Here is a 13,906-nt window from a genome sequence, read left to right on the forward strand (position 1 = left end):
GCTGGTACGCGTTTTCGTGATGACTACGGCGCCGCGTCAACCGCTAACCTTTCTCCCTGTCGCTTAATGCGCAGTTGCCCTGTGACCCAGCCCAGCCAGGTTGTTGCACATGGGGGACTGAAGCATGTCGCTTAATACCTCCGCCGCACCGCAGCGTGCGCAACTCAAAAAAACACTCACGTTACTTCCGGTCGTCATGATGGGCTTAGCCTACATGCAGCCTATGACCCTGTTCGATACCTTTGGCATCGTTTCCGGGCTGACCGACGGTCACGTCGCCACCGCTTATGCTTTCGCGCTGGTTGCGATTCTGTTTACTGCTGTGAGTTACGGTAAGCTGGTACGCCGCTTCCCCTCTGCGGGCTCCGCTTATACCTATGCTCAGAAGGCAATCAGTCCGCACGTCGGCTTTATGGTCGGCTGGTCATCTCTGCTGGACTACCTGTTCATGCCGATGATCAACATCCTGCTGGCTAAAAACTATTTCGAATCGCTGGTGCCGGGCATTCCGTCGTGGATTTTTGTTGTGCTGCTGGTTGGGTTTATGACGCTCTCTAACCTCAAGGGCATCAAAACTGTTGCGAACTTCAACAGCGTGATTGTGGTGCTGCAGGTGGTTGTCATGGTCGGGATCACTGCGATGGTGATCTACGGTGTGGCCAGCGGCGTCGGTTCCGGTACGCTGGTAAGCAGCCGTCCGTTCTGGTCTGAGAATGCCCATGTGGTGCCGATGATTACCGGTGCGACCATACTCTGCTTCTCGTTCCTCGGCTTTGATGGCATCAGTTCGCTGTCGGAAGAGACCAAAGATGCAGAACGCACGATTCCTCGCGCTATTTTCCTGACTGCGCTGATTGGTGGTGTGATCTTTATCGCTGCGTCTTACTTCCTGCAGCTTTACTTCCCGGACATCACCCGCTTCCAGCACCCGGACTCCTCACAGCCTGAAATCATGCTGTTTGTCGCCGGTAAAGCGTTGCAGGTTGGCATCCTGATCTTCTCGGTGGTCACGGTGCTGGCATCCGGTATGGCAGCGCACGCTGGCGTATCGCGTCTGATGTATGTGATGGGCCGCGATGGCGTGTTCCCGGAGCGTTTCTTCGGTTACATCCATCCAAAATGGCGTACCCCATCGCTCAACGTGCTGCTGGTCGGTGCGATTGCGCTGATGGCGATTAACTTTGATCTGGTTACGGCTACCGCGCTGATTAACTTTGGTGCGCTGGTGGCGTTTACCTTCGTTAACCTGTCGGTGATCGCGCAGTTCTGGGTCCGTGAGAAGCGTAACCGCACGCTGAAAGATCACGTTCAGTATCTGCTGCTGCCGCTGCTGGGTGCACTGACGGTGGGTGCGCTGTGGGTAAACCTGGAAGAGAGTTCTATGGAGCTGGGCCTGATCTGGGCCGCCATCGGGATTATCTACCTGGCCTTTGTGACCCGCAGCTTCCGTAATCCGGTGCCGCAGTTCAGCGAAGAAGTCTAATCGCGCTAACGTTGCCGCCTTTCCGATCTTGTGGGAAGGCGGCAACGGTTTAACTGGCCAGCACCAGCTCCCAGTTACCCGTACTTAACAACTCCCGCCCTGCATCACTCAGTTTTTTATCGGTTATAACCACATCAAACCTCTCCAGCGGTAACGCCAGAAACGTCGCAATCCTGTTGTACTTTGAACTGTCACTCAGCAGCACCCGCTTACTGCTCACCTCACTCACCGCCTGTTTCACCATCACTTTATCTTCATCCGGCGTAAACAAGCCGCGCGGCCCCCAGCAGGAGGCGGAAATAAAGGCAATATCGATAGCCAGATGACGCAGGCTTCGTGCCGCCGACTCGCCGATACAGGAGCGGTTCTCCCGGCATACGGTGCCGCCAGTATGAATAACCCGGCACTGACTCGCTTCCATCAGCAGATTCGCCACCATAAAATCATTGGTCACCACCAGCACATCATCCCGATCCACCAGCTCTCGTGCCAGCGCTAGTGTCGTGGTGCCGGCATCCAGATAGATGCAGCTGTTACGCGGAATGTGCCGGGCCGCGGTGCGGCCGATAGCGCACTTTTCATCGTTGTAGAGGGCGCTTTTCGTCAGATGTGAGGGTTCAGCCGCCAGCCGATCGGCCGATCGCACGCCGCCAGAAACGGACAGCACCGCACCTTGTTCCTCCAGTTTCTGCACATCACGACGTATGGTCATGTGTGACACACCCAGCCGCTCAGTAAGTTCTGCAATACTGACCACGCCACGATCGGCGACCAGCGCCAGAATCTGTTGATGACGTTCAACCGGAATCATATCTGCTCCCTGATAATTATCATTTTTTCACACTATAAAGTATCTGCCGCTTATCCAGAACAAAAAATAACAGCATGCACCCCATGATACCGTGCTTAAACGCCGTTTAATGGCCTGATTGCGGACAAGTATGCCATGTTAAAAATTGTTCCTGTTCACAAGTGTGATGTTTTTTTGTGAGGGGCGACACATTTTTACCGGGAGTAAGCTGGCAGGATTAACAGTAACAAACAAATAATCACTTAATTTAACAGTGGAGGCGTAACGTGCCAGCTGAAAATATCTGTGTTATCGGGTTAGGTTCTATGGGCATGGGTGCCGCGAAATCCTGTCTGCGTGCCGGTTTAAACACCTGGGGTGTCGATTTAAACCCCGCTGCGCTGGAGAGTTTACGTCAGGCCGGCGCACGTGATGCGCAGCCATCCGCCTCTGCCTTTGCAGACCAACTTGATGCCGTATTGCTGCTGGTGGTGAACGCGCAGCAGGTAAACGCCATTCTGTTCGGTGAAGCGGGCCTGGCTGCAAAACTGCGTCCCGGCACCGCAGTCATGGTTTCATCCACGCTCTCCGCGCACGATGCGCAGCAGATTGAACAGCGGCTGGCCGAACACCAGTTGCTGATGCTGGATGCCCCGGTTTCCGGCGGTGCCGCCAAAGCGGCCAGCGGTGAAATGACCGTAATGGCCTCAGGCAGCGACGCAGCCTTTGCGTACCTGCAGCCGGTGCTGGATGCTGTCGCGGCCAAAGTGTACCGCGTGGGCAGTGAAATCGGCCTTGGGTCTACCGTCAAAATTATCCATCAGCTGCTAGCGGGTGTTCATATCGCAGTGGGTGCAGAAGCGATGGCGCTGGCGGCGCGGGCCGGTATCCCGCTGGACACCATGTATGAAGTCGTCACCAATGCGGCGGGCAATTCGTGGATGTTCGAGAACCGTATGAAGCATGTAGTAGACGGGGATTACAGCCCGAAATCAGCCGTCGATATCTTTGTGAAAGATCTTAACCTGGTCGCCGATACTGCCAAATCGCTGCACTTCCCGCTGCCGCTGGCCTCAACCGCCCTCAACATGTTCACCGAAGCCAGCAACGCGGGATATGGCCGCGAAGATGACAGCGCGGTAATTAAAATCTTCAGCGGCATCACGCTGCCACAGGCCGTGGAGAAAAACTGATGCGTCTTGGGGTCATAGCGGACGATTTCACCGGTGCAACGGACATCGCCAGTTTTCTGGTGCAGAACGGCCTGAGCACTATTCAGTTCAACGGCATTCCCGCCAGCGAAGAAATCACCGGGGCGCAGGCGATAGTGGTCAGCCTGAAAAGCCGCTCTTGTCCGGCAGAGCAGGCGGTTGCCCAGTCGCTGGCGGCGCTGGCCTGGCTGCAGCAACAGGGCTGCGAGCGCTTCTACTTCAAATATTGCTCTACTTTCGACAGCACAGCGCAGGGCAATATCGGTCCGGTGACCGATGCGCTGCTGAACGCACTGGGTGAAACGCAGACGGTCATCTGTCCGGCGCTGCCGGTAAATGGCCGCACTGTCTACCAGGGCTATCTGTTTGTCGGTGATCAGCTGCTGTCAGATTCCGGGATGCGTCATCATCCGGTCACACCGATGCACGACAGCAACCTGCTGCGTCTGATGACGTCGCAGGCGTCGGGAAAAGCCGGGCTGATCGCAGCGGCGCAGGTCGGGCAGGGCGCAGAGTCAGTGCGTCAGGCGCTGGGCCAGCTGGCGGCGCAGGGGATCAACTATGTCGTGACCGATGCTCTGCATCAGGATCATCTGGTGACGCTGGGCGCAGCGCTAAGCGATATGCGGCTGGTCACCGGCGGTTCGGGTCTGGCTATCGGTCTGGCACGGCAGTGGGCGACGGCTGGGACCGACGCTGAGGCGGAGCAGGCAGGACGTCCGCAGGGCGATCGCGCCGTGGTGCTTTCCGGCTCCTGCTCGCAGATGACCAACCGGCAGGTTGCCGCGTATCGCCAGCTGGCACCGGCCTGCGAAGTTGAGATTGAACACTGCCTGGAAGATGCCGAAGGGTATGCCCGACAGCTGTGCGACTGGGTAGAAGCACATCGCCATCAGGCGCTGGCACCGCTGCTGTTTGCCACTGCGGACGCGCAACAGTTGCAGGTCATTCAGCAGCGCTATGGTGCGCAGCGCAGCAGTGAAGCCGTTGAGCAGCTGTTCGCCGCCGTCACCCGTGAGCTGAAACAGCGCGGCTGGCAGCGCTTTATCGTGGCGGGCGGTGAAACCTCCGGTGTGGTTGCGCAGAGCCTGGGCGTAACGGCCTTTCACATCGGCCCGACCATTTCACCTGGCGTACCCTGGGTTCGCGATATCCATCAGCCGCTCTCACTGGCCCTGAAATCAGGCAATTTTGGCGATGAAGACTTTTTCCGCCGCGCGCAAACGGAGTTTACTTATGTCTGAATCTTTCTCTTTCGCGGAGCAGCAGGCGCGTGACGAGATGGTGCGTCTTGGCGCGTCGTTCTTTCAGCGTGGCTATGCCACCGGCTCCGCAGGTAACCTCTCTATGTTGCTGGCCGATGGCAATCTGCTGGCGACACCCACCGGTTCCTGCCTCGGGGAATTACAGGGCGATCGGCTGTCAAAAGTCACGCCTGAGGGGGAATGGCTCTCCGGTGATAAACCCTCCAAGGAAATCGCGTTTCATCGCGCGCTCTACCTGAATAATCCCGACTGCAGGGCAGTGGTGCATCTGCATAGCCACTACCTCACAGCGCTGTCGTGTTTACAGGGTCTGGACAAGAAAAACTGCATTCGCCCGTTTACGCCTTATGTCGTGATGCGCGTAGGTGATGTGCCGGTCGTGCCTTACTACAAGCCGGGCGATGAACGACTGGCCGAGGATCTGGCAACGCTGGCACCGCGCTACCGTGCCTTTCTGCTGGCGAATCACGGTCCGGTGGTGGTAGGTAAATCATTACAGGAAGCGGCAGATAACACCGAAGAGCTGGAAGAGACTGCCCGGCTGATCTTTACCCTGGGCGACCGCCCGATTCGTTATCTCAATGATGGCGAAGTGGCGGAATTAAGGAGACGATAATGCCGAAGTTTGCTGCTAACCTCTCGACGCAGTTTACAGAATACCCCTTTGCTGAACGCTTCGCGGCAGCAGCTGAAGCCGGTTTTACTGCGGTGGAATTTCTGTTTCCTTATGACTATCCCGCCGCGCAGATAAAACAGTGGCTTGATGATAATCATCTGGAGCTGGTGCTGTTCAACACGGCTCCCGGCAACATTGCGGCGGGTGAGTGGGGCGTCTCTGCCATTCCCGGACGGGAAGCGGAAGCTAAGGCGGATATCGATCGCGCCCTGAGTTATGCGATTGCGCTGAACTGCCCGCAGGTTCATATCATGGCCGCGACGGTGCCGCCTGGTGCCGACCGCCAGCGCTACGTCGAGACTTTTATCAGCAACATGCGTTATGCGGCTGAGTGCTTTGCGCCGCACGGCATCACCCTGCTGATAGAAGCACTTAACCCGACAACCAAACCCAACTATCTCTACGCCAGCCAGTATCAGACGCTGGAGATGGCTGAACAGATCGACCGGCCTAATGTGTTTACTCAGCTTGACCTGTTCCATGCGCAGCGCGTTGACGGCAACCTCAGCCATCTGATTCGCCACTATGCCGGACGCTATCGTCACGTACAGATTGCGTCGGCACCGGATCGCCATGAGCCGGATGAGGGTGAAATTAATTATCCGTACCTCTTCGCGCTGCTGGATGAGGTTGGCTATACCGGCTGGATCGGCTGCGAGTATATCCCGCGCGGAAAAACGACTGAGGGGCTTGGCTGGTTTAAAACCTGGAAGATAAGAACCTGATTTAACGTGCTTTAAAACCGGTGTTTCGGCACCGGTAGGGAGAGGCTTGCCTTTTTTCTGGCCCTGCACCTGCTATTTCTGTACGCCGATAACCCAAAAAATATAACAATTTCTGAGGTTTACTATGTCCACCGCACTGCTGTTAGCCATAGCGACCGCCAGCATCGTGATCCTGCTGCTGCTGGTCATCAAAGCCAAAGTTCATCCGTTTGTCGCCCTGTTAATTGTCAGTCTGCTGGTGGCTATCGCGACCGGCATTCCGGCTGAAAAAATCATGGAGACGATTATCACCGGGATGGGTGGACTGCTCGGTCATATCACCATCATTATCGTTTTGGGTGCCATGCTTGGGGCGATTATTGAAGCCTCGGGCGGTGCTGAATCGCTGGCGCAACGCTTCAGTAAAACGCTGGGGCTAAAGCGAACCGTCGCGGCCCTGACCATGGCGGCCTTTATCCTGGGCATTCCGGTGTTTTTCGAAGTGGGCTTTATTATCGTCATCCCGCTGATTTATGGCTTCACTAAGGTGGCACGCGTCTCACCTTTGAAATTTGGTCTGCCGATGGCGGGTGTGATGCTGACAGTGCACGTGGCGCTGCCGACCCATCCGGGAGCAGCCGCTGCGGCGGGCATCCTGCACACCGATATGGGTTGGCTGATGATGCTGGGTATTGCGATTTCAGTGCCGGTCGGCATCATCGGCTACTACGTGGCGAAGGTCATGAACCGTCGCCATTACCATCTGTCGGTGGAGGTGCTGGAACAGTTGCAGATGGCGAAGCCGGAGGGACAGGAAAAGAAAAATGAGCCAGCTCCACCCGGCGCGCTGACCATCAGCGGTCTGATTGTGGTTCCGATTGTGTTAATTGTGCTGGGAACGCTGTCCCACACACTCCTGACAGAAGGGAGCCTGCTGCGAAATGTGATGACCGTGATTGGCACGCCGCCGATTGCCCTGCTGATTGCTTTAGGTCTGGCGGCGTGGCTGCTGGGCGTGCGACGGGGCTGGAGCAAAGACAAGCTGGAAGATCTGACCGGTCGGGCCATTCCCACCTCAGCCAGCGTGATTCTGGTGGCCGGTGCGGGTGGGGCATTCGGTAAAGTGCTGGTGGAGTCGGGCGTGGGTAAAGCGCTTGCGGTCACGCTTGAAACGCTGCATCTGCCGCTGGTCCCGGCTGCGTTTATCCTGTCGCTGGCACTGCGTGCATCACAGGGTTCAGCCACGGTGGCCATCCTGACCACCAGCGGTTTGCTGACGCAGGCGGTAACTGGCGTGACGGATATGCAGCGGGTAATGGTCACCCTCGCAGCCTGTTTTGGCGGCCTGGGACTGTCGCATGTCAACGATGCGGGATTCTGGGTGGTGACACGTTATCTTGGATTATCCGTCGCCGATGGTTTACGCACCTGGACCGTGCTGACGACAATAATGGGATTAAGCGGTTTTGCACTGACCTGGCTGGCGTGGACCGTACTCTGATTCAGCAATATCAGACACTCAGACCCGGCAGGTGATGCCGGGTCTGAGTGTCTCAGTACGTCAGGAAACCAGCTCCTGCGCATAGAGATAGAGCGCTTTCAGCTGCCCAACCTTTTCTGCATCCGCTTCATGCAGATTGGCCAGTCCCTCCAGCTCCTGCATAAACGCCGACACGCGCTCAGCATTCAGCACTTCACGGCGATGCTGCAACCAGCGTTGCTGCTCGGCATCATCCAGCGTGCCGGGGAAGTTACGCGCCCGGTAGCGGAACAGCAGTTTTGCCACCCGTGCACTTTCAAAGCTCAGGTCGAGCGCGGGCAGATTCGCGGGCGCGGTCTGACGAATGATATTCATCCCGGCGCGGTCGGCATCACTGAAGAAGCCATCATAAAGTTGCGTGTCTACATCGTCTGACGGCGTAAACGGCTCCGCTTCCGCAAACAGCGTGACCAGCTTTTCCCGCACGTCGGGCTGCTGACGCAGCAGTGCCAGATTCGCCAGACAGTGCTGACGGTCAATGCCCAGACGGGCCGCATCTTCCGGACGCAGCGTACTGGCAGGGGCGAGCACCGGACATTTGTTAATATGCACCAGTTTTACCGGCACCGGCGGCAGATCGCCAAGGTCGTTTTTCGGCGTAAAAAGACGCTCACGAAGCGTGTCAACATCCAGTTGCAACAACGGCGACATGTCACCCGCCAGATCCACGACGATCAGCGCATTGCGGTTATCGGGATGCCAGGCCAGCGGCACGATCCAGCTGGTGTTACCGCGCGCGGCGCCAAACATGCCGGAGACATGGACCAGCGGCTTCATCTGCGGGATGTCGATCAGGTTCATCAGCTTGTTTTTGTTTCGATGAGTAAACAAAAACTCAAACAGTTTTGGCTGCTTCTCTTTTACCAGCTTCGCCATCGCCAGCGTGGCGTACACATCAGACATCGCATCATGGGCATTTTCATGGGCTACGCCATTGGCTTTGGTCAGATGCTCCAGCCGGAAGCTGGGGAAGCCTTCTTCATTCTCCGGCCAGATGATCCCGTCAGGGCGCAATGCGTAACAGGCACGCATCACGTCCAGGAGGTCCCAGCGTGAGTTGCCATTTTGCCAGGCCCAGCCATAAGGGTCATAGAAGTTGCGATAGAAGATATTGCGTGTCACTTCATCATCGAAACGCACGTTGTTGTAGCCCACCACACAGGTTTGTTCGGTAGTGAACAGCGTATGAATGCGTTCGGCAAACTCTGCTTCGATCACGCCGCGACTCATCGCAATCTGTGGGGTAATGCCGGTAATCATCACGGCTTCGGGCTGTGGCAGGTAATCATCAGGCGGACGGCAGTAGAACACGTCGGGCTCACCAACCGGATTAAACTCGCTGTCGGTGCGCAGGCCGGCAAACTGGGCGGGCCGGTCGCGAGAGGGGCTGGTGCCAAAGGTTTCATAATCGTGGAAGAGGAAAGTAGGCTGTACGCGGTCGTTATTCAAATTTCATATCCGTTCATTGCGTTCACTGACTTTATAAACAGAAAGCGAGAAAACGGCTCTCTGTTCGCTCTGAATTTGTCTGCGCACAGCAGGCTGAATGATGTTCGTTGTGTCTGATGTGCGCTGATTGTGGTCCAGCCGTGTCGTGCCATTATAGTGGGCCAATACAGCCGATGGGGCTTTACCTGTATGGTAAACCATAATCCGGCACGCCAGAAGTTAAGGGTTTAACCCGCTACATTGATTTTTAGCGGCACCGCAGCAAGAACCGCAGCGTCAGACGAATAAGACCCTGTTGGTGTCGTTGGTCACGCTCCCAGACCGGACGCTGTTTCGCCTGTTCTTACTGCGTCATGCCCGGCGCTCGCGGTGCAGGTCGCCCTATGAAATCTGCTCTTTACCTGTGGGATGACGCGGATCACTGGCGGTAATCCGGCACCTGGCAGGTCAAACCCCGTCATCAGTTCATACTTTTTTTCAATTTATTCAAACCTTCACAACGCTTTTAACGTAAAACGTGCGGCTGTTTCCGTTTCGTTTTAGAAATTTTCTCTCCCGTGTAATTAAGGATGAAGTGTTGAAAAGGCGTCTGCTGTTCACCGTTACCGCTACTCTATTTTGGGCCTCGCTGGCACAGGCTGATGCGATCCCCTTTCCTGTGACGCCTCCGGCAATTGATGCCGCTTCCTGGGTGCTGATGGATGCCACCACCGGGCAGGTCCTGACGGCGGGTAATCCCGATGAACGCCGCAATCCCGCCAGCCTGACCAAGCTGATGACCGGTTACGTGGTGGATCGCGCCATCGACCAGAAAAAAATCAGCCGCGACGATATGGTCACGGTGGGTAAAGATGCCTGGGGAGCGGGTAATCCGGTGTTTAAAGGCTCATCGCTGATGTTCCTGAAGCCAGGCGATAAACTGAGCGTCCGGGACTTAAGCCGTGGCGTCATCATCGATTCCGGTAACGACGCCTGCGTTGCGCTGGCGGATTACGTGGCGGGCAGCGAAGCAAACTTTGTCGGCATGATGAACCACTATGTCGAAAAACTGGGTCTGCAGAATACCCATTTTGAAACAGTGCATGGACTGGATGCACCCGGTCAGTTCTCCAGTGCGCTTGATATGGCAAAACTGTCACGCGCTATTATTGATGGTGAGCCGGACTTTTATGCCATGTACAGTGAGAAAACCCTGACCTGGAACGGCATCACTCAGAACAACCGTAATGGCCTGCTGTGGGACAATAATCTTCACGTTGATGGACTGAAAACCGGTCACACTGAGACGGCAGGCTTTAACATTATTGCCTCGAATGTGGTGGGCAAGCATCGCCTCATCGCCGTTGTGATGGGGGGTAAAAGTTCAAAAGGCCGTGAAGAGCAGGCGCGTAAATTGCTGGTCTGGGGCCAGAACACCTTTGATACTGTTCAGCTGTTCCACGCCGGTAAGAAGATTGGCACTGAAAATGTCTGGTACGGTAATCCTCATCAGGTCGATGTCGGAACCGCAGATGATGTGTATCTGTCGCTGCCGCGCAGTGAAGTGCAGAACGTGAAGGCGAAGTACGTCATTAATCGCAAAGATCTGGAAGCCCCGCTGAAAGCCAATGAAGTGGTGGGTGAAATTCAGGTGATCGATAAAGATCAGCAGATTGCTCACTATCCGCTGGTGGCGCTCAGTGCGGTTGAACCGGCCGGTGTCATTACCCGCGTGACGGATTATCTGAAGCAGAAGTTCTGATTAGCCGATTGTCAGCACTCAAACGGGTAGCCTGCGGGCTGCCCGTTTTCACATTGATGCCCTGTGACTGTGTGTCGATAAAAGTTACAGAGCCGTAGCCAGTTGTTTTTAACTTCCGGGCAGGTATGTGAGACGGATGTTGATAATTGTAAGCGAACGTCAAAACTGTTTGAAATATCCCGCCTGCGCTAAGCCTGAGCCGCGTTCAGGGTTAAGATAGCCACATTATGTTCCCGCAACCGGAAAGCCACCTTGCGTCCTGATAAGCCCATATCAAAACTGGAGTTCTGGTTTTATCGCCATTACCGCTCCGTTCACGGCGTGCGCATTGCCATCGCCTTTTTGCTCTGCTTCATCTTTGTCCGGGCAACCGGGATACCTGAAGGCACCTGGCCGCTGATTACGCTGGTGGTGGTGATGGGACCGATCTCCACCTGGGGAAATGTCTTTCCGCGCGCGCTGCAGCGTATCAGCGGCACGGTGGCGGGCTCCATCTCCGGTCTGATTGCTCTGAAGCTGGAACTGATCTCGATGCCGGTGATGCTGGCCTGGTGCGGTGTCATCATGGTGATCAGCGGCTATCTGACGCTGGGCAAACATCCCTACATGGCGCTGTTGATCGGAATTACGCTGAGTGTGGTGGTGGGTGCGCCAACCGGCGATTTCACCATGGCATTGTGGCGGGGCGGTGATGTGATTCTGGGATCGCTGATGGCGCTGCTGTTTACCGCGATCTGGGCGCAGCGGGCCTACATCCACTGGCGTATTCAGCTCTCTGACGCGCTGGCGGAAATGGCGAAGATCTATCACGCCGGTTTTTCGCCCAACCTGGTTGAAAAGCCGCGTCTCAACAAGCCGCTGAGCAAATTGCTGAGCAGCGTCATTAAGATGCGAGCGCTGCTGGAGCCGTCGAGCAAAGAGACGCGCATCCCGAAGTCGGTGCTTGAAGCCATTCAGACCATTAACCGTAATATGGTTAACACCATTGAGATGCAGATTAATGCCTGGTGGGCATCGCGTGAAAGCCATCTGATTATGCTTAACGCACCCGCACTTCGCCGCACCCAGCAGATGACCGAGAACACGCTGCGGGCGCTGTCGGTGATGGCGATTGAGGGGGAAACGGAAGAGGTGATTGCCAACAGCCATGAGCTGACTGAAATCAGCGGCGAACTGCGACGGCTGATCGCCGACGCGGGCAGCGATGGTCTGGAAGAGACGCCCATCTACGGCTACGTCTGGCTGACGCTGGAACTGGCGAAACAGCTGGAGCGGATGACCGATCTGATGCGAATGGCGCTGCGCAAATAATCACCTCAGACAATGACTTAATGTGAAACCGGGTTTCTTTGCGCTAAGATAAGAGCCAGTCTGAATTTAGCTGTGAAAATTGCTTACCTGGCGGGCTAGCCGCTAAGCTGATCGTTTTGACTCTCTCCCTGCGTCAGCAGGCTCAAAGAAAGGTGCCATCATGGAAAATGCCAAGCAGTCATTTCAGGACGTACTGGAGTTCGTGCGTATGTTCCGCCGCAAAAACAAACTGCAGCGTGAAATCGTCGACAACGAGAAGAAAATTCGCGACAACCAGAAGCGCGTTCTGCTGCTCGACAACCTGAGCGAATATATCAAACCGGGCATGAGCGTTGAGGCTATTCAGGAAATCATCGCCAGCATGCGTGTGGATTATGAAGATCGCGTCGATGAGTACATCATCAAAAACGCCGACCTGTCGAAAGAGCGTCGCGAGCTGTCTAAAAAGATCAAAGCGATGGGCGTGGGCGAACACCCAAAAGCGTAAGGGCCTATAGCTGAGCGCTAATGCGACTGAGCTCCCATGCGAACCCGCTTCCACTCTGGTGGAGCGGGTTTTTTATTGCCCGCATAACCGCAGATTTATTTACCCGCCAGCCTTCGCGCAATCCCCTGTAGCTGCTGTGACAGCGCCACTAAATCGACCTGCTTATCTGCGGGCGGGGCGGTGGTCTCGCGGATCACCAGTGTAGTTTCCAGCGCGATGTGTGAAGCTTCTTCACCCTGAAGCCGCGCCAGCATCCGCTCGACGCTCTGTGCGCCAAGAAAGTGTAAATCCTGCCGCACCGTGGTCAGCGGCGGCTGATACCATGCGCTCTCGGCGGTATCATCATAACCAATCACTGATATCTCACCGGGAATCGCCACGCCATACTGATGCAGCGCCCGCATCGCACCCAGCGCCATCTGATCGTTTGCGACCAGCAGCGCCTGTGGCAGATCGTCGGGCAACTGCGCCAGCAGCGCCTGGTAGCCGGACTGTGCGCTCCAGTCGCCCCGCAGGGAACAGTGCGGCGTTAACTGATGATCGGCCAGCGCCTGACGCCATGCGTTTTCACGCTGACGGGCGGACACCGAGCGCAGCGGTCCATTTAGCAGGCCAATCTGACGGTGACCCAGCGCCACGAGATGTTCAACGGCAGCGCGCGCGCCAGACTCATTCGGGTACTGACACTGCGCCACCGCGGCCCTGGGTTCAACATCCAGAAACAGCACCGGTTTACTGCCACACAGCAACTGGATCTGCTGCGCCTCGTCCGCCTCCAGCGGCAGATTGATCAGCAGCCCATCGACCCGCTGTGCCAGCAGTTCATTCACGGTGGCGGCCGCATCGTTACCGCTGTCCATCGCGATCACCAGATGATATCCCGCCCTCGCAGCACGCTGCTGAATCGCCGAGGCGATCTGCGCCGGTGCCATCAGCGCCAGATCGCTGGTAGCCAGACCGAGCGTGCGCGTCGCTTTGCCCGCCAGTTGCTGCGCCACGCGATTAGGCACATAATTGAGCTGCTGCATTGCCGCCTCAACCCTTTGCCGTGTGCGGGCTGACACCTGTTCAGAACGATTTAAAACACGTGAAACGGTTTGATATGAGACGCCAGCCAGTTGAGCGACATCATCGAGGGTCACGGAGCGGGAAGTCATTGAACTCTCCAAAAGATGAAGCGATGAGTGTAGCAAATTTTCCTGCTGCGCTGCTGCTGCCGACCACACTTTCACCGCCACACTGCCGGGGC

At 56.3% G+C, this 13,906-nt stretch carries 12 protein-coding genes; 9 read left to right on the forward strand and 3 right to left on the reverse strand.

Annotated features, from left to right (window positions below):
- Positions 1–124 precede the first annotated feature (124 nt).
- Entirely contained in the window at positions 125–1,483 is a 1,359-nt protein-coding gene (locus LQK91_RS02350; protein ID WP_008926051.1) for an APC family permease, read from the forward strand.
- Between the two features lie 49 nt (positions 1,484–1,532).
- Here LQK91_RS02350 and ygbI read toward each other — a convergent pair whose 3' ends face one another.
- Positions 1,533–2,294 (reverse strand): DNA-binding transcriptional repressor YgbI, encoded by a 762-nt coding sequence (gene ygbI / locus LQK91_RS02355; RefSeq protein WP_105098996.1) that lies wholly within the window; start codon positions 2,292–2,294, stop codon positions 1,533–1,535.
- Positions 2,295–2,560: 266 nt separating this feature from the next.
- On the opposite strand from ygbI, the gene ltnD reads away from it, so the two are divergent.
- The 5 genes from ltnD to LQK91_RS02380 all read left to right on the forward strand — a co-directional run bounded on the left by ltnD (position 2,561) and on the right by LQK91_RS02380 (position 7,630).
- A complete protein-coding gene (gene ltnD, locus LQK91_RS02360; RefSeq protein WP_105098997.1) occupies positions 2,561–3,466 on the forward strand; it encodes an L-threonate dehydrogenase in 906 nt (301 codons plus the stop codon).
- Entirely contained in the window at positions 3,466–4,728 is a 1,263-nt protein-coding gene (gene otnK, locus LQK91_RS02365) for a 3-oxo-tetronate kinase (RefSeq protein WP_105098998.1), read from the forward strand. The genes ltnD and otnK overlap by 1 nt, the downstream gene beginning before the upstream one ends.
- Positions 4,721–5,365 (forward strand): aldolase, encoded by a 645-nt coding sequence (locus LQK91_RS02370; RefSeq protein ID WP_105098999.1) that lies wholly within the window; start codon positions 4,721–4,723, stop codon positions 5,363–5,365. The genes otnK and LQK91_RS02370 overlap by 8 nt, the downstream gene beginning before the upstream one ends.
- On the forward strand, positions 5,365–6,150 hold the full coding sequence (locus tag LQK91_RS02375) for an HPr family phosphocarrier protein (protein ID WP_004571335.1): 786 nt from the start codon (positions 5,365–5,367) through the stop codon (positions 6,148–6,150). The genes LQK91_RS02370 and LQK91_RS02375 overlap by 1 nt, the downstream gene beginning before the upstream one ends.
- Before the next feature lie 124 nt (positions 6,151–6,274).
- Positions 6,275–7,630 (forward strand): GntP family transporter, encoded by a 1,356-nt coding sequence (locus LQK91_RS02380; protein WP_078804549.1) that lies wholly within the window; start codon positions 6,275–6,277, stop codon positions 7,628–7,630.
- 60 nt (positions 7,631–7,690) lie between these two features.
- On the opposite strand, the gene sbcB is transcribed toward LQK91_RS02380, so the two are convergent.
- Positions 7,691–9,118, reverse strand: a complete 1,428-nt coding sequence (gene sbcB / locus LQK91_RS02385; protein ID WP_078804548.1) for an exodeoxyribonuclease I — start codon at positions 9,116–9,118, stop codon at positions 7,691–7,693.
- A 577-nt stretch (positions 9,119–9,695) separates the two neighbouring features.
- Between sbcB and dacD the strand changes: the two genes are divergently transcribed.
- The 3 genes from dacD (at position 9,696) to tmaR (ending at position 12,657) form a co-directional block, all read left to right on the forward strand.
- Entirely contained in the window at positions 9,696–10,859 is a 1,164-nt protein-coding gene (gene dacD, locus LQK91_RS02390; RefSeq protein WP_181162198.1) for a serine-type D-Ala-D-Ala carboxypeptidase DacD, read from the forward strand.
- 252 nt (positions 10,860–11,111) lie between these two features.
- Complete coding sequence (locus LQK91_RS02395; protein WP_004571339.1) at positions 11,112–12,170, forward strand: FUSC family protein; 1,059 nt, start codon at positions 11,112–11,114, stop codon at positions 12,168–12,170.
- Positions 12,171–12,330: 160 nt separating this feature from the next.
- Positions 12,331–12,657, forward strand: a complete 327-nt coding sequence (gene tmaR / locus LQK91_RS02400; RefSeq protein ID WP_004571340.1) for a PTS system regulator TmaR — start codon at positions 12,331–12,333, stop codon at positions 12,655–12,657.
- Between the two features lie 95 nt (positions 12,658–12,752).
- On the opposite strand, the gene LQK91_RS02405 is transcribed toward tmaR, so the two are convergent.
- The gene (locus tag LQK91_RS02405) at positions 12,753–13,814 is read right to left on the reverse strand and encodes a LacI family DNA-binding transcriptional regulator (RefSeq protein WP_078804546.1); all 1,062 of its coding nucleotides are present in this window, start codon (positions 13,812–13,814) and stop codon (positions 12,753–12,755) included.
- Positions 13,815–13,906 lie beyond the last annotated feature (92 nt).

The organism is Pantoea sp. MHSD4 (genome assembly GCF_021043305.1).
GTDB lineage: Bacteria > Pseudomonadota > Gammaproteobacteria > Enterobacterales > Enterobacteriaceae > Pantoea > Pantoea eucalypti.

Excerpts from the sequence above, each read along its gene's own strand:
- LQK91_RS02350 (WP_008926051.1), top strand. The coding sequence starts at position 125 with ATGTCGCTTAATACCTCCGCCGCACCGCAGCGTGCGCAACTCAAAAAA.
- ygbI (WP_105098996.1), bottom strand. The coding sequence starts at position 2,294 with ATGATTCCGGTTGAACGTCATCAACAGATTCTGGCGCTGGTCGCCGAT.
- otnK (WP_105098998.1), top strand. The coding sequence starts at position 3,466 with ATGCGTCTTGGGGTCATAGCGGACGATTTCACCGGTGCAACGGACATC.
- LQK91_RS02370 (WP_105098999.1), top strand. The coding sequence starts at position 4,721 with ATGTCTGAATCTTTCTCTTTCGCGGAGCAGCAGGCGCGTGACGAGATG.
- LQK91_RS02375 (WP_004571335.1), top strand. The coding sequence starts at position 5,365 with ATGCCGAAGTTTGCTGCTAACCTCTCGACGCAGTTTACAGAATACCCC.
- LQK91_RS02380 (WP_078804549.1), top strand. The coding sequence starts at position 6,275 with ATGTCCACCGCACTGCTGTTAGCCATAGCGACCGCCAGCATCGTGATC.
- tmaR (WP_004571340.1), top strand. The coding sequence starts at position 12,331 with ATGGAAAATGCCAAGCAGTCATTTCAGGACGTACTGGAGTTCGTGCGT.
- LQK91_RS02405 (WP_078804546.1), bottom strand. The coding sequence starts at position 13,814 with ATGACTTCCCGCTCCGTGACCCTCGATGATGTCGCTCAACTGGCTGGC.